General features: G+C 73.2%; 14 protein-coding genes. 7 read left to right on the top strand and 7 right to left on the bottom strand.

Annotated features, from left to right (window positions below; all coding sequences use genetic code 11):
• The first annotated feature begins 177 nt into the window (after positions 1 to 177).
• Both ACFPZN_RS22315 and ACFPZN_RS22310 read left to right on the top strand, forming a co-directional pair.
• Entirely contained in the window at positions 178 to 2940 is a 2763-nt protein-coding gene (locus tag ACFPZN_RS22315) for an ATP-binding protein (RefSeq protein ID WP_378284022.1), read from the top strand.
• A gap of 162 nt (positions 2941 to 3102) precedes the next feature.
• Positions 3103 to 3840 (top strand): SDR family NAD(P)-dependent oxidoreductase, encoded by a 738-nt coding sequence (locus ACFPZN_RS22310; RefSeq protein WP_378284021.1) that lies wholly within the window; start codon positions 3103 to 3105, stop codon positions 3838 to 3840.
• Between the two features lie 93 nt (positions 3841 to 3933).
• Here the strand turns inward: ACFPZN_RS22310 and ACFPZN_RS22305 are convergent, their stop codons facing one another.
• Positions 3934 to 6240 carry an alpha/beta hydrolase family protein gene (locus ACFPZN_RS22305; RefSeq protein WP_378284020.1) on the bottom strand — a complete coding sequence of 769 codons (2307 nt, stop codon included), beginning with the start codon at positions 6238 to 6240 and terminating at the stop codon, positions 3934 to 3936.
• Between the two features lie 399 nt (positions 6241 to 6639).
• On the opposite strand from ACFPZN_RS22305, the gene ACFPZN_RS22300 reads away from it, so the two are divergent.
• Positions 6640 to 7842, top strand: coding sequence for a metal-dependent hydrolase family protein (locus ACFPZN_RS22300; protein WP_378284019.1), 1203 nt, complete (start codon positions 6640 to 6642; stop codon positions 7840 to 7842).
• Between the two features lie 25 nt (positions 7843 to 7867).
• On the opposite strand, the gene ACFPZN_RS22295 is transcribed toward ACFPZN_RS22300, so the two are convergent.
• The gene (locus tag ACFPZN_RS22295) at positions 7868 to 8245 is read right to left on the bottom strand and encodes an Mth938-like domain-containing protein (protein WP_378284017.1); all 378 of its coding nucleotides are present in this window, start codon (positions 8243 to 8245) and stop codon (positions 7868 to 7870) included.
• Positions 8246 to 8446: 201 nt separating this feature from the next.
• Between ACFPZN_RS22295 and ACFPZN_RS22290 the strand changes: the two genes are divergently transcribed.
• Genes ACFPZN_RS22290 through ACFPZN_RS22280 form a run of 3 tightly spaced genes read left to right on the top strand, consistent with a single transcriptional unit; the run spans position 8447 to position 13086 of the window.
• On the top strand, positions 8447 to 10816 hold the full coding sequence (locus tag ACFPZN_RS22290) for a substrate-binding domain-containing protein (RefSeq protein WP_378284016.1): 2370 nt from the start codon (positions 8447 to 8449) through the stop codon (positions 10814 to 10816).
• A 17-nt stretch (positions 10817 to 10833) separates the two neighbouring features.
• Positions 10834 to 12156 (top strand): ABC transporter substrate-binding protein, encoded by a 1323-nt coding sequence (locus tag ACFPZN_RS22285; RefSeq protein ID WP_378284015.1) that lies wholly within the window; start codon positions 10834 to 10836, stop codon positions 12154 to 12156.
• A 60-nt stretch (positions 12157 to 12216) separates the two neighbouring features.
• Positions 12217 to 13086: an alpha/beta fold hydrolase gene (locus tag ACFPZN_RS22280; protein WP_378284014.1), complete on the top strand. Its 870-nt coding sequence runs from the start codon at positions 12217 to 12219 to the stop codon at positions 13084 to 13086.
• Here ACFPZN_RS22280 and ACFPZN_RS22275 read toward each other — a convergent pair.
• The 4 genes from ACFPZN_RS22275 to ACFPZN_RS22260 all read right to left on the bottom strand — a co-directional run bounded on the left by ACFPZN_RS22275 (position 13052) and on the right by ACFPZN_RS22260 (position 18599).
• Entirely contained in the window at positions 13052 to 13576 is a 525-nt protein-coding gene (locus ACFPZN_RS22275; protein WP_378284013.1) for a hypothetical protein, read from the bottom strand. The two genes, ACFPZN_RS22280 and ACFPZN_RS22275, sit on opposite strands and share 35 nt — an antisense overlap.
• A 34-nt stretch (positions 13577 to 13610) precedes the next feature.
• Positions 13611 to 16487 carry an FAD-binding and (Fe-S)-binding domain-containing protein gene (locus ACFPZN_RS22270; RefSeq protein WP_378284012.1) on the bottom strand — a complete coding sequence of 959 codons (2877 nt, stop codon included), beginning with the start codon at positions 16485 to 16487 and terminating at the stop codon, positions 13611 to 13613.
• Between the two features lie 754 nt (positions 16488 to 17241).
• Entirely contained in the window at positions 17242 to 17463 is a 222-nt protein-coding gene (locus ACFPZN_RS22265; protein ID WP_378284011.1) for a DUF397 domain-containing protein, read from the bottom strand.
• A 263-nt stretch (positions 17464 to 17726) separates the two neighbouring features.
• Positions 17727 to 18599 (bottom strand): helix-turn-helix domain-containing protein, encoded by an 873-nt coding sequence (locus tag ACFPZN_RS22260; protein WP_378284010.1) that lies wholly within the window; start codon positions 18597 to 18599, stop codon positions 17727 to 17729.
• A gap of 778 nt (positions 18600 to 19377) precedes the next feature.
• Here ACFPZN_RS22260 and ACFPZN_RS22255 point away from each other — a divergent pair.
• The gene (locus tag ACFPZN_RS22255) at positions 19378 to 20823 is read left to right on the top strand and encodes a cyclic nucleotide-binding domain-containing protein (RefSeq protein WP_378284009.1); all 1446 of its coding nucleotides are present in this window, start codon (positions 19378 to 19380) and stop codon (positions 20821 to 20823) included.
• 456 nt (positions 20824 to 21279) lie between these two features.
• Here the strand turns inward: ACFPZN_RS22255 and ACFPZN_RS22250 are convergent, their stop codons facing one another.
• Positions 21280 to 22620 (bottom strand): sensor histidine kinase, encoded by a 1341-nt coding sequence (locus tag ACFPZN_RS22250; RefSeq protein WP_378284008.1) that lies wholly within the window; start codon positions 22618 to 22620, stop codon positions 21280 to 21282.
• Positions 22621 to 22701 lie beyond the last annotated feature (81 nt).

Genomic DNA, 22701 nt, shown 5'->3' with positions numbered 1-22701 from the left:
GGCACGGCCGCATGACCGCCAGGATCGCACCTATTCCCTAGTTAGTCAATCTGGATTGTTGGCTAGAAGATCGGTCCACCGGGTCCACTGACCTCCCCTTTTAGGTCATCCCTGACAAAGTCAGGACATGTCATGACTGCTCCGTTCGGGCCGGGCCGCGGTTGCTAACCTGGCCGCGTGCTGGTGGGGCGCGGCCGTGAGCTGGAGCGCATCGCGCTCGCGCTCGCGGACGTCCGCGCGGGGCGCGGCGGCGCGCTGGTGATCCGCGGCGAGGCGGGCATGGGCAAGACGAGCCTGCTGGACCACGCCGCCGCGGGCGGAGCCGGCGAGGGCGTGCGGGTCGTGCGCGGGATGGGGATCGAGTCCGAGACCGAGCTGCCGTTCGGCGGCCTGCACATGATGCTGCACCCGTTCGCCGACCGCTTCGGCACGCTGCCGGCGCAGCAGGCCGCCGCGCTGCGGTCGGCGTTCGGCCTGGCGGAGGCTCCGGTGCACGACCGGTTCCTGATCGGCGCCGCCACCCTCACGCTGCTGTCCGAGCTGGCCGGGGAGCGGCCGCTGCTGTGCCTGGTGGACGACGCGCAGTGGCTGGACCGGGCCTCGGCCGACGCGCTGTTCTTCGCCGCCCGCAGGCTCGGCGCCGCCGACCCCCTCGTGATGATCTTCGCGGTCCGGGACGGCGCGCGGCCGTTCCCCGTCCCGGGCATCGAGGCGCTCCCGCTCGGCGGCCTCGACCGTCCCGCCGCGGCCGAGCTGCTGGACGCGCACGACGCCGGGACGCGGCTGACCGTCCCGGCCCGCGAGCGGCTCCTGGACGAGGCGGGCGGCAACCCGCTGGCCCTCATCGAGCTGGCCGCCGTGCTCGCCGCCGAGGAGGCCGCCGGCCGGACCGACGCGGCCGGCCGGGTGGGGCCGCTGCGGGTCGGCGGCCGGGTCCAGGAGGCGTTCCGGCTGCAGCTCAAGGAGATGCCGCCGGCGACCCGGCTGCTGCTCCTGGTCGTGGCGGCCGACGGCACCGCCGATCTGGGCGTCGTGCTGCGCGCCGCGAGCGTGCTGGGGCTGGCGGCGGCCGACCTCGGACCGGCCGAGGAGGCCCGGCTGGTGGTGCTCGGCGCGTCCGGGGAGGAGGTGCGGTTCCGGCATCCGCTGATCCGCGCCGTCACCTACCAGGACGCCGCGCACCACCAGCGGATCGCCGTCCACGACGCGCTCGCCGCCACGCTGACCGGGCCCGCGCACGCCGACCGGCGGGCCTGGCACCTGGCCGCGGCGGCCGCCGGTCCCGACGAGGCGGTGGCGGCGGAGCTGGAGCGGGCCGCGCGGCGGGCCGGGCAACGGGGCGGGTCGGCCGCGGTCGCCGCCGCGTACGAGCGCGCCGCCCGGCTCAGCGTCGACCGGGAGGGCCGGGCCCGCCGGATCGCCAGCGCGGCGCGGGCCGCCTACGACGCCGGGCAGCCGGACCGGGCGACGCGGCTGGCCGCCGAGGCCGCGTCCCTCACCCGCGAGCCGGCCGTCGCGGCCGAGGCCCTCTATGTCCGCGCCCAGGTGGAGTACGAGCGGACCTCGCCGGCGGCGGACGCCGCGCTGGCGCTGGAGGGCGCCGAGCTGATCGCCTCGTCCGACCCGGAACGGGCGGTGTCGATGCTGACCGAGGCGATGTGGTGCGCCCGGGACGCGTGCGCGCGCGACCTCCTGGGACGCGGCGTCGACCGGCTCGCGTCGGTGGTGCTGCCGCCCGGCTCGGCCCTCGTCCCGGTCGTGGATGGGCTGGTCGCCTACGGGCGGTTCGCCGAGGGCGCGGCGGGCGAGGTGGTCCCGCCGATGCGGGCGCTGGTGGAGGCCGCGCGCGCCGGGACCGTGGACGACCTGGTGCAACGGCTGATCGCCGTGTTGATGGGGCTGCTGGTGGCCGACGACGAGGCCGCGGCGGAGGTGCTGGAGGCGGCGGCCGCCGACGCGCGGGCGGAGGGGGCGCTCGGCTGGCTCCCGTACGCGCTGGAGCCGCTGGCGATCGCGCGGCTGCTGCGCGGCGACTTCCGCGGGGCGGAGGCGGCGCTGGCCGAGGGCGTGTCGCTGGCCACCGACATCGGCATGGACATGCAGGTCACCGTGCTGAAGGGCATCGCGGCCCGGCTGGAGGCGGTGACCGGGGACGCGTGCCGGTGCCGGTCCCTGGCGGGCGAGGTCCTGGAGCACGCCGATCTCCACCCGGTCAACGCCGCGCTCGCGTCCTGGGGCCTGGGCCTGCTCGATCTCGCCGAGGGGCGGGCGGAGGCGGCGCTGGAACGCCTGGGGGCGGTGTGCTCGGGTCCGGCCCGGCACGATCTGCTGGTCCGGGCCGTCCCGGACCAGGTGGAGGCCGCGGTACGGGCGGCGGGCCGGGCGAGCGACCGGGCCCGGACGTACCTGCCCGCGTTCCTGGAGTGGGCGGGCCACGCGGACGGGCCGACCGCCGCCGCCCTGGCGCTGCGCTGCCGCGCCCTGCTCGCCGAGGGCGACGAGCCCGGCGGGCACTACCGCGCCGCGCTGGAACTCCATGAGCAGGCCGGCGGCGACCGCGGGTGCGACGCGGCCCGCACCGGCCTGCTGTACGGGGAGTGGCTGCGGCGGCGGCGGCGCAGGACGGAGGCGCGCGAGCAGCTGACCCGGGCGCGGGACACGTTCGCCCGTCTCGGCGCCGAGCGGTGGGCCGAGCGGGCCGGGGCCGAGCTTGAGGTGCTCGGCGACCGCCCGGTCGCACGGGCGCAGGACGCGGACCTCCTCAAGCGCCTCACCCCGCAGGAGCTCCAGGTCGTCCGGCTCGCCGCGGCCGGTTACAGCAACCGCGAGATCGGCGCGCAGCTCTACCTCAGTCCGCGCACGGTCGGCCACCACCTCTACAAGGCGTTCCCGAAGATCGGTGTCACGCGGCGCATGGAGCTGGGCCGGTTGCGGCTGTGACCGCCGTATCGGTCATCCGTGCGCGCCCCCGCCCGCCGACCTGCGCGGATTCCCCGCGAAACCGCCTCTGACCTGTGCTTTTCCTGGACCCGTCGGTCGTCCGATGCGGGCCCGTCCAGGCCGCGCGTAGCGTCGTGCCAACGACGACGAACGGAGATCGACATGCTTCTGGAGAACAAGACCGCGGTGATCTACGGCGGCGGAGGCGGCATCGGCGGCGCGATGGCACGGGCCTTCGCCGCCGAGGGGGCGCGGGTCTTCCTGGCCGGGCGCACGGCCGAGAAGCTCGACGCCGTCGCCGCCGACATCCGGGACGCGGGCGGGCTGGCCGAGACCGCCGTCGTGGACGCCCTGGACGAGTCCGCCGTCAACACCTGGGTCGACTCGATCGCGGGGATCGCCGGCAGCATCGACATCTCGGTCAATCTGATCTCCCAGGACGCCCTCTTCACGCCGATGATCGAGATGCCGGTCGCCGAGTTCGGCCGGGCGATGGAGAAGGTCGCCCGCTCGTTCCTGCTGACGACGCAGGCCGCGGCCCGGCACATGGTCAAGCAGGGCTCCGGGGTGATCCTGCACTTCGGCGGCTCCGACGCCACCAACTCCGCGCCGGGGATGGGCACCGTCCAGATCGGCTGCGACATGGTCGAGGCGATGCGGCGGCAGTGGGCGTGCGAGCTGGGGCCGCACCAGGTCCGGGTGCTGTCGATGCGCACCGGCGGGATCCCGGACCCCGCCATGCCGGACGAGATCAAGCAGCAGATGGTGGACCACACTCTGCTCAAGCGCACCGCGACGCTGCAGGACGTCGGCGACGTCGCGGTCTTCCTGGCCTCCGACAAGTCCCGGAGCCTGACCTCCACCCAGGTCAACATCTCCTGCGGCGCCCTCGTCGACTGACCCTCCAGCGTTCCTTGCCGCGCACGCCCGCTGCCGGAAGCGTGCGGGGCCCGGCCGCGGATCGTCGCGGCCGGGCCCCGGGCACTCGGACGGTCAGGCCACGTCGTCGTCGGTCACGGTCAGCCGGGCGAAACCGCTGCCGATCAGGGCGCCCTCCGGAGACGAGGCCACGATCTGGTACGACTGCGCGGCCGGCGCCACCGTCGTGTTCCCCTGCAACGGGACCGTGAACGTCGCGGACGACGCCCCGGCCGGGACGACCACCTCGGCGGCGACCTGCCCGATCACCGGCGCGGCCCCGGACGCGATCGACTGGAGGTGGACGGTCACCGCCTCCTTGGCGCGGCGCGACAGCCGCACCGTCACCGCGGCCGTGCCGGGCCCGTCGCCCTCGGCGACGGTGCGGCTCTCCACCGAGACGTGCGGCAGCTCCGCCAGGTCCGCGCGTCCCGCCTCGGCGTCGGAGAAGGCCAGGTCGGCCAGGTAGACGGCGCCCGGCCCGCCCGCGCCGGAGATCCGGACGTCCCGTACCGAGCGCAGGTTCACGCCGGTCAGGGACGACGTCGGGATCCGCACCGTGCGCAGCCAGGTCTTCGGCAGCGGCGAGGCCGTGCCCGGGAAGCGGGTGAGCGCGTCGCCGACCTCCGACACCCGGACCGTCTGGGACCCGCCCTTGGTGTCGGTCACGGTGACGGCCAGGTCGGCGGACGGGGCGGTCTCGTCCAGGGCGGTGCGGAAGGTCAGCGCGTCGTAGCGGCCCAGGTTCTTGGACCCGGCCGGGACGGTGGCCCTGACCTGGCCGGTCTCGTCCGTCCAGGAGAAGCGCAGCACCGGGGTCGAGGGGACGTTGGGCGCGTAGGTGGCCGGGGTCCACGACGGGGCCTGCGAGGTGGTGAGGGTGGTGGCGCACGACGGGAGCCCGCTCTGCGGTGAACGGTCCAGCATGCCCGCGCAGACGGCCCCGGTCGCCGCGCCCTCGATCCGGACGGACGGGGGCAGCGAGGTGAAGGTGGCCACGTCGACCCGGTCGCGGACGGGCGACTGGGCGACGGCGTGCACGACGGTGCGGCCCGCCGAGGCGGCCGTTCCGCCGCTCCCGTCGAACAGCGGCAGCAGCTTGCTCTCCCCGCCCTGGACGAGCCGGAAGAACCCGGCGATGTACGCGGTTCCGGTGGCGTACTGCTCGGCGGCGCTCAGCCGGGACGGCGCCGTGTTCCCGCACACCGGGTCGGCGTTGTTGAACCAGTCGTCATTGGCGGGCGCGTGGGCGACGCCCGGGGTCCACTCGGTGTTGAAGAAGTTGTGGTTGACGCCCATCATCATCAGCGACGACCTGAACGCGGTGTCCTTGGCGTCGGCGTAGCGGGTGTCGTCGTAGAAGTGCTGGCCCTGCTGGTTGGAGACGTCGCCGTCGCAGTACGGCAGGATCACCGCCATCGGCGTGTTGGGCAGCGTTGCGCGGGCGAAGTCGGTGGGTGCGAGCGGCAGCACCGCCCGGATCCCGTAGGGGCGGTCGCGGCCGTCGTTCATCAGCGCGGCCTTGACCACGCCCTCGCCGCCGCGCGAGTGGCCCATCAGGCCGATGTCGTCCATGTCGATGCGGTTCTTGAGCGCGACGGGCAGCGGGCCCTGGCCGCGCGCGGCGGCGGCGAGGAGGTCGAGGTGGCGCATCACGACCTCGCCGCGGGCGAGGGCGCCGCGGTCCTCGCTGTAGGGGTTGTCGGCGGCGTTCACGCCGTTGGCGCTGACGGACACGACCGCGTAGCCGTGGCTGGCCAGCGCCTCGGCGGGCCCGTCGTACCCCTTGAAGCTGTCGATGGGCTGCTGCCCGGTGGGGCAGGGCCACTGGGAGTTGGACGTGGTCCAGGTGGTGGGGTTGAAGCAGGCGGAGTGGCGCCCGTGCAGGAACAGGACGAGCGGCCGCTTCCCCGAGGTCTTCGGCAGGTACGCCTCGGCGCGGATCTCCGCCTTGCGCCCGCCGAGCCCGGCGAGCTCGATGGCGGTGTCGCCGAGGTCGTAGGTGGTGCGCTCGATCTCGTAGGGGCCGCGCGTCCCCGGGTCTACTGGAACGTTCCGGCCGGTGGGCGGCTGCGGCGCCGGGACGGCCTTGGCCGCCGACCTCGGGGTCGTGCCGGGGACCTCGCCGTTCCAGGCCACCTGGACGGACCGCGGCGCGGCGGCGCGCGGGTCGCCGGTGGTGAGGGTGAGCGTCCTGCCGTCCGCGGACTCCTGCGCGGGGCCGAGCGACCTGCCGTCCACGGCCAGTTCGGGGACGGCGTCGCGGACCGGGAGCGGGTCGTCCAGCCGCAGGGTGATGCGGTGGCCGCCGCCCGCGACCTGCTCGACCGTCCAGTCCGGAGCCTGTGCCGGGGCGGCGTGCGCCGCCGGACCGGTGGCCAAGAGCGTGGATATGACCGCCAAGGCCGCGATTCCCGAGGTTCGGCCGCGGATGCCCCGTCCCATGTCGCCTCCGAGCGCCTGCCCAGAAGTCCGGATACGTGTAGTACGTCCTGGACCTGGGCTTTTGTATGATTACGCCGGGAATCACACCGCGCCCACCGGCCCCACGGGTTACGCGCCTGTTGCACGCCTGTAAACGATCAGCAGGGCCGCGGCCGTTCGAGGCCGGCCATCGAGAGAAGCGCCGCGCCAGGTCACACCCCGTGCGGGGACGTATCCTCCGTGACGGGCCGCGGCCATGACGGGACGGCACGGCGCCGCCCGGAACCGGCCGCCTTCCGCCCCGAACCGGCCGCGCTCGCACGGGCCGGACGTCCCCCGCCGCCGAGGAGGCACCGCATGACCGCCCTGACCATCACCGACGCCCTGATCTTCGACGGCTGGTCGGCGGAACTGCGGGAGGGGTCGCTGCACGTCCACGACGGCGTGATCACCGAGATCGGCGACCGGGTGACCCGGGCGGAGCGGGTCATCGAGGCGCGCGGCCGCACCGTCCTGCCCGGACTGATCGACGCGCACTTCCACGCCTACGGCATCTCGCTGAACAGCCTGGAGTTCGACGGCGCCCCGCTCAGCTACCTCGCGCTGGCCGGGGCGCGGCGGCTGGGCCGGGCGCTGCGCCGCGGCTTCACCACCGTCCGGGACGTGGCGGGCGGCGACCCCGGGCTCGCCAAGGCCATCGCCACCGGGCTGATCGCCGCGCCGCGCTACCTGTACACCGGCCCGGCCCTCAGCCAGACCGGCGGGCACGGCGACGGCCGCCCCGCCGACCTGGAGATCTGCCTGTGCGCGCAGCACATGAACGAGGTCGTGGACGGGGTGGACCCGCTGCGCGTCGCGGTGCGGGAACGGTTCCGCCGCGGCGCCCACGCCATCAAGATCATGACCTCCGGCGGCGTGGTGTCGCCGACCGACCCGATCCGGCAGCCGCAGTACTCGCCCGAGGAGATCCAGGCGGTGACCGGCGAGGCCGCCCGCCGCGGCGGCTACGTGGCCGCGCACTCCTACTCGCCCGAGTCGATCCGGCACTCGCTGGTCAACGGGGTGCGCTCCATCGAGCACGGCAACCTGCTGGACGAGCCCACCGCCGAGCTGATGGCCCAGTACAACGCCTACCTCGTGCCGACCCTGGCCACCTACGACGCGATGAACCGGCGCGCGGACGAGGTGGGCCTGTCGGCCGTCGGCCGCGGCAAGAACCAGGAGGTCCTGCACGCGGGGCAGCACGCCGTCGAGCTCGCCCACCGGGCCGGCGTCCCGGTCGGCTTCGGCACCGACCTCATGGGCGACCTGGAGGACGACCAGCTCAGCGGGCTGCGCCTGCAGACCGAGGCCGCCGGGGCACTGGCCTGCCTGCGCTCGGCGACCTCGGTGAACGCCAGCCTCATCAACCGCGCCGACCTGGGCCGGATCGAGATCGGCGCCCGCGCCGACCTGCTGATCGTCCCCGGGAACCCGCTGGAGACGCCCGAGGTGCTGTGGGACGTGGACGGCCCGCGCCAGGTCGTCCAGTCAGGCGTCCCCGTAGAGCAGAACGCCTGACCCGCCGCCGGAGCGCGGAGCGCGGTCAGCAGGTGGAGTGGAAGACGCCGCCGACCGCGTCGCCGTCGCGCGCCAGCCGGTTGTAGAGCTCGACGGCCGCGCCCGTCTCCTCCACGTGTACCGCGACGCCCGCCGCCTCCAGTGCGCGCAGCGCCTCGCCCGTGGTCTGGAGCCGCAGTTCCATGCCCCGGCTGAGCACGACGACCGTGCTGCCCTTGTCGATCAGTTCCCGCACGTCGGCGGCCTGGATGCCGGGGACGTGCCGGGTGCCGGTCTCGTCCCAGTCCCACGGCCGCCCGCCGCCCGGCCAGAGCTTGAAATCCTTGCCGGTGCCGAGGCCCTCGATTTCCATGCGCCCCCACGACAGATGCGTGATGACCGGCGACTTCACATCCTCGTCCATGTCCGTCCCCTCGGCCGCGGCACCCCGCGCGCCTTCCGAACGCGCGCCGCCACCCCATTTTCATGAGGTGCCATTGGCGAAAACAAGTTATGTTGACGTGGACGCCCACTCCGCGTCAATGGCCCGCGAACCCCCGGGCCGCCCCCTGGGCGTCGCATATCCGTGCATTTGCCCGCCCCTTCGAGCCCTCCCCGCCCCACCATGACGGAACCGCGGCACCGCGCCATCTTCTGGGTCGACATCGCCGGCTCCAGCGCCCTGAGCCGTACCGACCTCGACCGCCACAACGCCCGCGCGGGCATGTACCGCGCGCTGCGCAGGGCGTTCCGGCGTGCCAGGCTGCCTTGGTACATCTATGGCAACCGTTTCGGCCGCCACCGGGAGGACCGCGGGGACGGGCTGTTCTGCCTCGTGCCGCCGTCCGTCCCGAAGAACCGGCTGGTGGCCGCTCTTCCCGCGCTGGAAAGCGCGCTGGAGGACTACAACCGCGACGCTCCGGAAGGCGCGGTGATCCGGTTGCGGGTGGCGCTGCACGCGGGCGAAGTGCACTTCGATCCCGAGGGTGTCAGCGGAAATGCGATGGATTACACCGCGCGGCTCCTGGACGCCCCGGAGTTCAAGACGAGTTTCGCCGGATCCGGCTCCTACCTGGGCGTCATCGCGTCGGACTGGTTCTATAAGAACGTCATCAACCAGAATCCGAAGCACCAATTCGGGCAATATAGCCTGACCGTGGTGACGGTGCGCGGCGCGGGGGCGCCCGAGGCGTACGTGCGGCTGTTCCCCCGGTCGGCGCCGCCCGCCGAGGGGCCCTGGCGGCTCCCGGTGCCGCCCCGTCCGGTCCGGGCCGCGGTGGCGCTGGCGGTGCTGGCCGTGCCGCTGACGGCGGCGCCTGGCGAGGCCCCGGTGGCGGCCTGCGCCGCGCCGCCCGTGCAGGTCAAGGTGCGGGTCTCCACCGAGAAGGAGGCGATCGTCCGGGGGCTGGCGCTGGAGTTCGAGCGCGACACGCGCGGTCCGGACGGCTGCCGCCGGGCCGATGTGAACGTGGTGTCCGCCTCGTACCCGGGCGGCGCCCGGGAGGCGCTCCACCAGGGCTGGCTGACCCGCGACCCGAAGGAGGTCCTGGACGAGGCGGACGTGTGGCTGCCCGACTCCTCGCTCGAGGTGGAGCAGGTCCGGGAGGCGCTGCGCCGGAACCGGATCGGCACCGTGCGCCTGGAGGCCAGGGAGCCGGTCGCCACGTCCCGGCTCGTGCTGGCCGTCCCGGCCGCGATGGCCGACGACCTCGGCCTCTCCGGGCACACCGTCGCCTGGGACGACGTGCTCGGCTGGCCCGGCCGGGGTTACTCCTTCGGCCGTGCGAGCCCGCGCGCGTCCAGCGTCGGCCTGGTCGCCACGGTGGCGCTGTACCAGGCCGCGCTCGGCACGTCCATCCTCAACGAGAGCGCGCTGACCAGGGGGGACGCGGCGAGCCGCCTGCACACCGTCGAGCAGGCGATCGCGCGGGAGGACGACGATCCGGGCAAGCTGCTGTGCGCGATGCGCGAGTCGCCGCCGGACGGCGAGCTGCGCCGCACCGCGCTGCTGGTGTCGGAGAAGTCGCTCATCGACTACCGCGGGAACGCGCCACTGGGCAGTGGCGGCTGCGGCCCCGGCGGGCCGTCGGCGCAACCGGAGCTGCGGCCGTTCTACGCCGGGAACGGCATGCCGCTGTTCGACCACCCGTTCGTCACGATCACGCGGGCGCAGCCGCCCGCCGCGGCCCGGCAGCGGGTCATCGACGCCTTCCACCGGCGGCTGCGGCAGCCCGACGCGCAGGCGCGGCTGAAGGACGCCGGCTACCGCGACGCCTCGGGCACCACCACGGCGCGGCAGGACGCGATCCCGTCGCTGCTGCCCGGCCTCGACCTCACGGAGAAGGTGCACGACGAGCCGCTCCTGGACGCGTGGAACAAGGCGCGCAAGTCCGCGCGGGTGCTGTTCGCGGTGGACGTGTCGCGCTCGATGGCGGCGCCGTTCCCGCACATCGGGGGCGACCGGGTGTCCGCGGCGGCCGACGCGATCGGGCTGGCCCGGCCGCTGATGGGCGTCCGCGACCAGATCGGCCTGTGGGAGTTCGCCGACGGGATCGGCGACGGCGACGGCGACCACCGCTCGCTGGTCGCGGTGGGGCCGCCGGATCCGGAGCGGATCGAGCACCTCACCGGCCGGCTGGGGGACCTGGCCTCGACCGGGCGCGCCCCCGGCCTGCTGCCCGCCGTCCGCGCCGCGGTGCGGGAGATGCGGAAGGACGACGCCGACCCGGACGAGACGACCCGCGCGGTGATCATGCTGGCGCACGGTGCCGGCTCCGGCCCCGGTGCCGCCGAGGCCGCCGCGCTCGCCGAGGAGCTCTCCTCCGGCGACCCGGTCCGGGTGTACGTGGTCGCGTTCCACCCGGAGAGCTGCGCGGCGGGGCTGGACCGGGTCACGCAGGCCGCGGGCGGCGCCTGCTACGAGATCGACGGAATGACCGCGATGCGGCGGGCCCTGGACGGCATCGCCGCCGGCCTGTGGGGCACCCCGCCCTGACCGAGGAGGCGCCGGCTGTGAAGATCCTCGAACCCGACCCCGCGGGGCGCTCGCGTGCCGCGGTGGTGGCGTTGCTGACCGTGGCCGCGCTCGGCGCGTGCACGATGGGCGACGAACCCGACCTGGACGGCACGGGCCCGATCGTGTTCGCCGACGGCCGCGACAGCAGCCGCGGCGCCCAGATCAAGCGGCTGGTCGCCCAGTGGAACCAGGCCCATCCCCGGGAGCACGTCGAGATGGTGGAGCTCGCCGAGCGGTCCGACGAGCACCGCGCCCAACTGGTCACCCGCGCCCAGGACGCCGCGGCGGTGCGGGCGACGGCGAGCGGGCGCGGCCAGGACGGCGGCGAGACGGAGACCGATCCGTCCTGCTACGACGTGGTGGCGCTCGATGTCACCTGGACGGCCGAGTTCGCCCGCTGGAACTACATCGTCCCGTTGGACGAGAACGCCATCGACCGCAGGGCGTTCCTGAGCGAGCCCCTGGGCAGCGCGCGCCACGGGGGCAAGCTGTGGGGCGTCCCGCTGCGCACCGACGTCGGCCTCCTCTACTACCGCAAGGACGTGCTCGACGCCGAGGGCCTGGCACCGCCCACGACCTGGGAGGAGCTCCGGCGGCAGGCCAGGACGGTCGCGCCCCGGCACAAGCTCCAGGGGTTCATCACCCAGCTCGACCGGTACGAGGGGTTCACGGTCAACACCCTGGAGTCGGTCTGGGACACCGGCGGCACGGTGATCGGGGCCGACGGCGAGATGCACGCCAGGCCGGAGGTCATCGGGAAGGGGTTCGGCCGGCTGGTCCAGGGCGTCCAGGAGGGGTGGATCCCGCGTGACGCGCTGAGCTTCAACGAGGAGGGCGCCCGCAGCGCGTTCCAGGACGGCCGCGCCCTGTTCATGCGGAACTGGACGTACGCCCACGAGCTTCTGAACGCGGGCGACTCCCCGGTCGCGGGCAAGGTCGGGGTGGCCCGGCTGCCGACGCCGTCCGCGCTCGGAGGCTGGAACCTCGCGCTCTCGCAGTGCTCCGGGCGGCGGGCCACGGCGCTGCGGTTCATGCGCTATCTGTCCAGCGAGGCGAGCGAGCGGAGGCTCTTCGCGGGAGCCGGATTCGCGCCCGCCCGCAAGGCGCTGTACGAGGACCCCGCGGTGCGGCGGTCCCACCTGCCGATCATCCGGGCGAGCGTCGAGGGCGCGCGCAACCGCGGGGCCAGCCCGTACTACAACCAGATCTCCAGCCTCTTCCAGGCGCGCCTGCACGACGTGCTGCTGCGCCCCTCCGGCCTCCGGGACGGCCTCGGCGGCCTCACCACCGACCTCTACCGGGCCGCCGACGGCCGCTGACCCCCATCACTTGAACATCGTTTAGGATAATCAAACAGTGTTCAAGGAGAGGGGACGGCCATGACCGAGGTCCACGTTCACGTCACCACCTGGGACGACACCGCCGCCGGACACGGGCGCGCCGTCCCGCCGGCGCTGTTCGTGCACGGCGTCCTGAGCTGGGGCACCGACGACCGGTACGGCTTCGGCGCGCAGCGCCCGCTGGCCGGGAACCGGCGGCTGCTCATGATGGACCGGCGCGGCTTCGGCGCCAGCCCCGGCACCGCCACCGGACGCAGCGACTACGAGGCCGACGCCGACGACATCACCGGCCTCCTGGAGCGGCACGGCGGCGCCCACCTGGTCGGCCACTCCTACGGGGGCGTGGCCGCGATGCTCGCCGCCGCGCGCCGCCCCGGCCTGGTCCGCTCGCTGGCGCTGATCCAGCCCGGCGCGATGCGCCCGGCCGAACGCCACCCGGTCGTCGCGGAGATGCTCGAACGCGCCCGCGCCGCCCGCGCCGCCGGGGACGCGGACGGCGCCCCGCCCGGCATGGCGCCGGAGGAGTTCGTCCGCGCGTCCACCGAGGGCCTCGGGCTCCCGATGCCGGAGATGACCCCCGAACGGCTCCGCGCCGCCCGCACCTCCATGCGCGAGCGCCCCTGCTGGGACGCCGACGTCCCGCTGGAGCCGCTCGCCACCGCCCCGTGGCCCACACTGATCATCACCGGGACCTGGGAGGACGCCCCGGAGCTCTACCGCAGGTACGCGGGCGAGCCGCTGATGGCCGCGGCCGGGGTCATCGCGGAGGAGATCGGCGCCGAGCACCTGCGCGTCCCCGGCTTCTACCCGCAGGTCGACCAGCCCGCCCTGGTCAACGAGGCCCTCAGCGCCCTGTGGGCCGAGGCCGACCGGCCTAGGAGCCGGACGCCTTCTCCGGTTCGACCGTGATGGACTCGAACGGCTGCGGCCAGGGCACGCCCAGGGCCGTCCACCAGGTCAGATAGGGAACGCCCAGCACGCACGGCTGAGCGCCTCCCTCGCTCCAGGTCGCCGACACCCTGTCGAGGGCGGACGGCTCCACGCCGAACAGCGCGGCCGCGGCCCGGCGGCTCTCCGGCGTGTCGTCCTCCGGGAGGCCGCCGCCCTCCTCGTCGATCGAGGCGGTGTGCACGGCCGCGCCGTCCGGGCCGAGGACCTCGTTGGTCACGCCGTGCTCGTCGAAGTCGGAGGCCGCGATCGCCCGCGCGCCCCACTCGGGCAGCAGCTTCTCCACCGCCGACGACAGCGTCACGCCGAAGTCGGCGAAGACGAAGACCCTGGCCCCCTCGACGACGACGTCGAGCGCCGCATCGTGGGCCGCCGCGAGCGCGCGGACGAACTCACCGGGATCCCGCCCGTCCTTCAGGTCGACGACGGCCCATCCGCTGAACGATGACATGGCGCGACCGTACCAACGCCCTCCGACAATGCGCCTAGAGCGCCCGGCGTAGCACCTCGGCCAGGTGCAGGGCCCTGTCGCCGGTGCCCTGGGCGATCTGCGTGCGGCAGGAGAAGCCGTCGGCCAGGATCAGGTCGTCGTCGTCCGCCTCGCGCACCTTCGGGTACAGCTCCCGTTCCGCGCACGCCTGGGAGACGTCCCAGTGGCCCGGCTCGAACCCGAAGTTCCCGGCCAGGCCGCAGCAGCCCGCCCCGATGACGTCCGGGTCGATGCCGAGGCGCTCCAGGACGGCGCGATCCGGGCCGTAGGAGCCCTTCGCCTCCTGGTGGCAGTGCACCTGCGCGACCGCGTCGGCGTCCAGCCGCCGGAACGGCCACTCGCCCTCGTGGGAGGCGACCAGTTCGGCCAGCGTCACGGTGCGGGCGGCCAGTCGCTTCGCACGCGGATCGTCGGGAAGCAGCTCGGTCGCCTCGTCCCGCAGCATCACCGTGCAGGACGGCTCCAGCCCGACCACGGGAAGTCCGGCTTCGAGCGCGGGCTCCAGGATGTCGAGGGTCTGCCGCAGGACGCGCTGCGTCACGCGCAGTTGCCCGGTCGAATGCCAGGTCAGCCCGCAGCACACCCGCCCCGGAGGCATCAGCACCTCGTACCCGAGCGCCTCCAGCACCTCCACCGCGGCCTTGCCGACCTCGGGCTGGTGGAAGTTGGTGAAGGTGTCCGGCCACAACACGACCTTGCCCTGACGCGCGGCGGAGGCGTCGCGTCCGCTGCGCCTCTTGCGGAACCAGTCCTTCAAGGGCTCCTCGGCGAACCGGATCATGTCGCGGCGCGGCTCCACGCCCGCCATGCGCTTCGCGGCGGCGGCCACGGGACGCAGGCGCAGCGCCGCGTTCGCCGAACGCGCCAGGCCCGGAGCCCCCGTCACCAGACGCGACCACAGGGGCAGCCAGCCCATCGAGTAGTGCGCCAGGGGACGCACGCGTCCGGCGTAGTGGCGGTGCAGGAACTCGGCCTTGTACGTGGCCATGTCCACGTTCACCGGGCAGTCGCTGGCACATGCCTTGCACGACAGGCACAGGTCCAGGGCGTCCCTTACCTCGGTGGAACGCCAGCCGTCCTGCAACGACTCACCGCGCAGCATCTCGGCCAGAGCACGGGCCCTGCCGCGCGTCGAATGCACCTCGTCCCGGGTCACCTTGAACGACGGGCACATCGACCCTGTATCGAGGTTGCGGCACGCCCCCACGCCCACGCAACGGTGGACCGCGGCAGCGAACGACCCGTTGTCCCGGCTGAGAGCGTGCACCGGAGTGACGGAAAGGGTGTCGCGTCCAGGACCGGGCCTGAGATCGGCGTCCATCGGGACCGGATCGACGATGACACCGGGGTTGAGCATGCGCGACGGGTCGAAGATGGCCTTGAAAGCCCTGAACGCGTCCAGAAGCTCCGCCGAGTACATGTAGCGCAGCAGCTCCGAACGGGCCCGGCCGTCCCCGTGCTCGCCCGAGACCGTTCCACCGTGAGAGACGACCAGTTCCGTGGCCGCCTTCATGAACTCCCGGAACCCGGCCACACCACGCGGGTCGCCCAGGCCGAAGTCCAGGCGCAGGTGCAGGCAGCCCTCACCGAAGTGGCCGTAGGGGACCCCTCTCAGGCCGTGGTCGCGCATCAGCGCGTACAGGCCGCGCAGGTACTCGGCGAGACGCTCCGGCGGTACGGCCGAGTCCTCCCACCCGGGCCACGCCTCCCCACCCTCGGGCAGCCGCGTGACGATCCCCGACCCGGCCTCACGGATCCACCACAGCGCCCTCATCCGCGCGGGCTCGTCCACGACCACGGCCGTCGCGCCGGGGAAACGCCCCCGCACCGCCTCGACGAGCCCGTGCGCCGCCTCCTGCGCCTCGTCGGCCGAGTCGCCGCCGACCTCGCAGTACAGCCAACCCCCGCCCGGCGGCAGGTCCGCCCCGGCATCGGCGCGGCCCGGCTGCGCCCGCAGCGCGGTGAGCAGGTCGGCCGCCATGCCCTCCACCGTCAGGGCACCGGCACGCGCCGCGAACGGGGCCAGCTCCGCGGCGGTGAAGACGTCCGGGAACCCGATCACCGCGAGCGCGCGCACCTTCGGCACCGGCACGAGCCGTACCGTCGCCCGCGTGACCAGCCCGCACGTCCCCTCGCTGCCGACCAGCGCCTTGGCCACGTCGAACCCGTTCTCGGGCAGCAGGTGATGCAGCCCGTAACCGGCGACCTGGCGGCTGAACCGCCCCAGCTCCGTGCGCAGCGACCCCAGATGCGCGTCCCGCAGCCGGGTCAGCTCGGCGTCGACGCGGGCGTCCCCGCTGCCGCCGCGGCCCGCCGACAGCTCGCGGCCGTCCGGCAGCAGCATCTCCAGAGCCGTCACGTTGGCCGCGGTGATCCCCCAGGCCACGCTGTGCGAACCGCAGGCGTTGTTGCCGATCATGCCGCCGAGCGTGCAGCGCGAATGGCTGGAGGGGTCCGGGCCGAACGTCAGCCCGTACCGGCCCGCCGCCGCGCGAAGATCGTCCAGGACCACCCCGGGCTCGACCACGGCCGTGCGGGACTCGGGGTCGATGGACAGGATCCGGTTGAAGCGCCGCGAGGTGTCGATCACGATCCCCGGCCCGACCGCGTTCCCGGCGATCGACGTGCCGCCGCCGCGGGCGGTGATCGGCAGGCCCTCGGCGGCGGCCAGCTCCAGGATCCGGGCGAGATCGTCCGCCGAGCGCGCCTCGGCCACCGCCACCGGCACCTGCCGGTAGACGGAGGCGTCCGAGGAGTAGGCGGTACGGGTCATCAGGTCGGTGCGGAACACCCCGGGCAGCGCGGCCGACAGCCGTCTCCCGGTCGCGTCCGGATCACCCGCGCCCACTCCGATCGGCCGGCCTTCTCCCACGACGGTCGCCCTCCCACCAGGTCGTTCCCGCTCTCGGTTACGACCAGGCTAGAGCCACCCGCCACCACCCCGTCCCGCAACCGCCCCCGACGACCCCGCAACCGCCCTTGACCACCCCATCGAACCCGCTCGCAACCGACGCACCCCGCGACCCCCGCTGCTCAGAGCGTCCGGCTCGCGGACGTCACAGTGACCTGCGCGGCCCAGACTCACGGCTCGGGGCGTTCAGGCGATCCGCATCGTGCGGGTCTGGTGAGCACGTCGCCCAAGGGCGATTTAGAACGGCTTCCGGGGCGTCGGCCCATCCCCGTTCTGTTGAAAGGGGGCGGGCATTTCCGCGGACGAGTAGGGCGGCAGGTAGTTCCGCTTGGCGCGCCGGGGACGCGAATCCGTCTCGCACGCCCCAAGGGCGCGGCTACCAGAGTGGATGCCGGGCCGACACAGCCGCGGCAGGAAGAATCGAGGCGCACCGAGAGGGCCCGCGGCCCCTTTGCCGGGCGGCTTCGCACGGCGAAGGCGCGGGCATCACGATGCGCATTCCATTGCGCACCGAACGCCTCGAAGGAGACGTCCGGGTGCGACGAAAGCACGCAAACGACGGGCCCGGCCCCCTGCTCCTCCCGGCGGCGCGCCCACCGCCGGGATTCGCCCGGGGACCGGCCCGGAATGAACAGGGGAAAACCCGTCTGCTCCGGGCGCGAGAGCCCTGTGGTCATTCACGCATGACCTTGCGCCGCGCGTTGAGTCTGCAGACTCAACGGCACTCCAGTTCCCCGTTGGCGATCCGCCCCAGCAGTCCCCGCCACTGCGCGGAATCGAACTCGAGCGCCCCGGCCGCGGGAGCGTGCGAGTCCCGAACCAGCACCGATCGTCCGGTCGTCGCGACCTCGACGCACTCCGGCGAATCCTCGTTCTCTCCGCTCGCGCTGCTTTTGCGCCAGTTCAGCGCGCTCCCCCGAATCGACCGGTCAACCATCCAGCACCCTCCATCCGTTGCCGGCGGGGTCTGTCTCGCCGTCGATCGGGCAAGGACACCCGCCGGACCAGAGCCGAGCAGGGCATAACAAACCACGACCTTGTGGAAAATTTCCCGCTCATGAGTGTAAACGGTTCTAGTTATCCCGCATACACCGGGAACACAAGATCAGCTCACGCGTTATGAGGCCCGCTCGCCTTGTGGGTGCCGGTCGAGGCTGTCACCTCCGGTGATGATCGACAGCGGTGGAAGCCCGGCGGGGTTCAGGTCATCATCTCCTCGGCGGTCTCGCGCAGCAGCTGGACCGACTTCTCAGGCGACAGCGCCTCGTCCAGGAGGACCTCGAAGTTGTCGCGGTAGTCGGCGACGCGCTGGTCGTCGCCGGTGATCAGCGAGCTGGGGCCGGTCATGCCCTCCATGTAGAGGACGTCGCCGAGCCCCCCTTCGAACTCCAGGACGGTGAACGGCCCGTACACGCCCAGGTGGGCGCCCGCGCTGAACGGGATCACCCGCACGGTCATGTCGTCCTTCTGCTCGGCCTCGTCGGCGATGCGGGTCAGCTGCCGCGGCATGATCGCCGGATCGGTCTTGATCCCGACATGCCGCCGGATGACGGCCTCGTCGAGGATGTAGTGCTGCTTCGGCGGGACCTCCCGCTTGGCCAGCTCCTCTTGGCGCTGTATGCGCATGCGCACGTTGCGGGCACGGATGATCTGGCTGACCAGGCCGGTGCTGAAGACCTCGGCGTACTCGCGGGTCTGGAGGAGGCCGGGGACGATGGAGTTGTGGAAGTGCCGGATGTAGGAGGCTCCGGCCGCGTATCCCACGAAGTTCAGGAAATCGTCGCTGACCTCCCCCTTGTAGGTGCTCCACCACGCGCTCTCGCGCGCGCCGCGGGCGAGTTCCTGCATCCGCTCCTGTTTGCTCTCCGAGGTCACGTCGTAGGTGAGCAGGAGAGCTTGGAGATCGGTACGGGTGATGGCGTTCTTCCCGCCCTCCACGCGGATGAGCTTGGACGGCGACCACTCCAGGGCGCGTGCCACCTGCTCCTGCGTCATCCCCTTCTCTTTTCGGAGCCGGACGAGTTCGCCGCGCAGCAGGGCGCTCTGGACGATGGGCCCTTGATCACTAGCCATCTTCGCTCACTCTATGTAGTCGGTGCCATCAACTCGCCTGCTACCTGGCATCCCGGAACCCGCCAGGCCGATCCCTGCCGCCCCGTCACCTTCCGTGGACGTTGATCGACCTGAACACCCGCGGTTCCAGGTGATCAGGCCGATAAGTACGGGTGAAAGTTGCAAATCGACCTTGCCGGATGCTGCATGTCGCGAGTCTATGTTGTAGCGTGCTATGTAGCAGCGTAGCAGGGGTCACAATGGGACCGAGCCCGGTGCGTGGTATGGTAAAGAAGATCTTGCACTCTCGGTAGTGGCGGCGCCGGCGCCCCGGCGTGCTCAACCCGATGACGCCCCCTCGGATCGGGAGGCAGATGACAGCGCCGAAATTCGTCACACACGCACAAAAAAATAGAGTCGCCCTCACTCGCCTCTGATCACCGGTAGCCAGCCAAGCAGATCAAAGGAAGCGGAGGGCGACCCCTTCGGGACCGTCGGGGCCGTTCACCAAGCCTCGGACCTGTTCTGGCACTCTTTGCCAAGACACTCCGCTGACCAGGAAAAACGACCTTAACGGACTCACCCAGTCTAACCGCGTCCACGCGGTTCAGGCTATAGGTGACAGCGACTTCCGATCGGTGCGCCCATCCGATCACGGACTCGAATCGGAACGGCCTAACGCCGACCAGCGCCATCGTTCCTCGGAGTCGCATTCGAGCATGGGGTGACTCGACCATATGCGTACTGACCACAAGGCAACCCCGACCGCAGCCATAACCCCCGCGTCGAAGGGGGCCCAATGACCCGAGACCCGGTACTCGACCCGGCACACCGCTTCGACCCCGACAACACGGGCCGTCTCCCCGACCACCACGGCCATCTGCCCGACCAGTGCGGCGACACCCACCGCCGTCCCACCGCCGCGTCCCACCACGCGGGGCGGACAACGCGCCCCGCCGACACGATGCACCCGGCCCAGGTCATGCGCGAACGCGCCCACCCCCACCATCAGCACGGCGTACTCCAGCAGTTGCCGCCCGGCTTCCCCGCGCACGGCTTCTGGGCGTCGCTGACCCGCGAAGAGCGGCACGCCTTCAGCATCGCCGCCACCACCAAGATCTACTCCGCCGGGGCGGTGCTCTGGCACGAGGGCGAGGTCGCCGGGCACCTGCTGGTCATCCTGTCCGGCTACGTCCGGGTCAGCGTCATCCGGGACGGCCACGAGCGGATCATCGCCACCCGCGGCCCCGGCGACATCATCGGCGAGCGCGCCGCGCTCCTGCTGCGGCAGCGCTCGGCCGGCATCGTCGCCCTGGACGTCGTGCGCACCCTGTGCATGACCACCCAGCAGTTCGCGGCGTTCCTGTCCGACCACCCCCGGGTCGTCGCCGTCCTGGAACGCGAACTCTACGAACGCCTCACCGAGAGCGGCGGCTCGTCCACCGACATCGTCTTCCCACCCGACCTGACGGCCACCGCGCTCTACACGCCCGCCCCGGCCCCACCGGAACTGGGCGGCGCCCACCGCGCGCCCACACGACCCACGACGCCCTACCCGTCCCCTTCCCCGTCCATGCTGTCGGCCTCCCCGGCGTCGGCGCTCGTCCCATCGCAGCCCGCCCCCGCCACCGTCCCCGCGCCCGCCTCCGGGTCGGCCACGTGGGCGGGGCAGATGTGCTCGATCATGTTCGTCGACATCGCCGGGTTCAGCGCGCCGCACCGCAACGACGACGACCGGCTCGCCGTCCGCCAGGTGATGTACCGGCTGCTGCGCGAGGCGTTCGCCGGATCCAGCGTCCCCTGGGACGACTGCCACCGCGAGGACCGCGGCGACGGAGCGATGATCATCGTCCCGCCGCAGCATCCCACCCGCTCGGTCGTCGACCCCCTGATCGCCGACCTCACCGCCGGCCTGCGCCGCCACAACCGCCGCGCCAGCGACGCCGTGCGCATCCAGCTGCGCGTCGCGCTGCACGTCGGCCCCGTCACCCACGACGACGAAGGCGTCGCCGGCTCGGCCGTCATCCACACCGCCCGGCTGCTGGACGCCCCGATCCTCAAGGAGTGGCTCGCCAAGACCCGATCCGACCTCGGCTTCATCGCCTCCGTCTTCGTCTACGAGAACGTCATCGCCCACGCCCCCGGGCACGTCGTCCCGGCGAGCTACCAGCAGGTCAGCTGCACCGTCAAGGAATCCGACATCTCCGCCTGGATGCACCTGTCCACCGCCACCGCCGCCGCCTGACAAGAGGCCGGGCCCTTCCCCGCACCCGGCCCCCCAGGCGCCCCGCCCCGCGCGCCTCGCGCCCCCGCCCGGCCCTGCGCCCAGCGCACCCGCCCCCGGCCCTCGCGCCCCGCAGCCCCAGGCCCCGCGCCCCGCACGCCCCCGAGGCCCCGCGCCCCGCGCACGCGGCCCGATCATCCTCGCGCCCCGCGCACCAATCCGGCCCTCGGGTCTCCCGCCCAGCCCGGTTTCCGCTTTCCGGCGCCGCAGGCACTCGGCCCGTGCCCTACACCGCTCGCGTCGCGCACGCGGCCACAAACCCACAACCCACCCAAGCTCGCCGCCTTGCGCATCCGGCCTCGCGCCGCCTGCCTCATGTACCGGGCTCCGTGCTCCAGGCGCCCAGCCCGCTCCCCTCACGGCTCATGGGTCGCAGGCATCGGTCAGGCCCGCTCGCCGGTCGTGTTCGCGGAAACGTCAGGTTCCGGGGCGTCGCTGGCGGCGCGGGAGTCTCAGGACGAAACGGGCGCCTCGCGGGCTGTCCTCGACCGTGAGGGTGCCGTGGTGTGCGCGCGCTACCTGACGGGCGATGGGCAGCCCAAGTCCCGTCCCCTGCGCGTCGCGTTCACGGCCCGCCTTCAACCGGGCGAAACGCTGGAAGACGGCCTCGCGGTCCTCCGGGGCGATGCCCTCCCCGTCGTCGGTCACCTCCAGAACCGCGGCCCCGTCGTCCCCCCGCACGGTCACGGTGATCTGCTCGACGGCGTGCCGTTCGGCGTTGTCCAGCAGGTTGGCGAGCAGCCGCGACAGCCGCAGCCGGTCCCCCTGGACCTCCACGCCCTGCTCCAGCGACCTGACCAGCCGCTTCTGCCGGTAGCGCGACGCGCGGTCCAACTCCGCGTCGACGAGCGCGCCGAGGTCCAGCCGCTCGCCGCGGCGGCCCGCGCCGTCCCCCTGCGCGACGGCGTCCAGCCGGGCCAGTTCGAGAAGATCGGTGACGATCGCCTGCAGCCGCTCCAGGCTCGCCAGGACGGACCGGCCCACCCGCGGCCAGTCGGCCTCTGCGGGATTCAGCAGCGCCTCCTCCAGCTGGGCCCGGGCCGCCGTGATCGGGCTGCGCAGGTCGTGGGAGGCGTCCGAGGTGAACTGCCGCTGGCGCGCCAGCGCGGCGTCGAGCCGGTCCAGCGTGGCGTTGGCGGTCTCGGCCAGCAGCCGGATCTCGTCGCGGCTCGCCGGGACGGGGACCCGCCGCCCCGACTCGGTGTCGGTGATCTCCGCCAGCTCGGCGCGGATGGCGTCCACCGGGGCCAGGGTGTGGTCCACGGTCCGCCAGGTCCGCACCGCCGCCATCAGGCTCATCAGCACCGACGCCGCGACCAGGAAGCCGAGCAGCCCGCCGCTGACGTACCACGGGACGCCCCGGTCGGACGCGTACACGGTCCAGTCGCCGTCCTGCTGGTAGACCCGGAAGGAGATGACCCGCATGCAGCCGCGCAGCCCGGACGGCGGGCACAGCGTGCGCACGGCGAACACGTTGTCCTCGTCGGGCTGGAACCGCGCCATCCTTCCCCGTCCCCGCAGGTTGGGCGTGGAGGCGACCACCCGGCCGCCCGCGTTCAGCACCTGGAGGGCCTGCGCGCCGGCCGGGTTGAGCGTCGGCGGCAGCCGGTCCCGCTTGATGAGGTGGACGATGCCCAGGGCGGCCCGACCGGTCTGGTTCTGCTTGAAGTCCTCGGCCCGGCCCCGCACGGCGACGATCAGCAGGGCGGTCACAGCGACGGACACGAGTGCGGCGAGGACCCCGGCCTTGAGGGTCATGCGCACCCGTATGGACCCTGTGTGCCGTCCGGCCACCCGACCTCCCAAAGGTGAGGTAATCACCCCGGGCGCCGGAACGCG

The sequence above is a fragment of the Actinomadura rugatobispora genome (assembly GCF_042656285.1).
Taxonomy (GTDB): domain Bacteria; phylum Actinomycetota; class Actinomycetes; order Streptosporangiales; family Streptosporangiaceae; genus Spirillospora; species Spirillospora rugatobispora.
The sequence above is the reverse complement of the archived record's forward strand: the minus strand, read 5'-3'. Positions and strand labels throughout refer to the sequence as shown.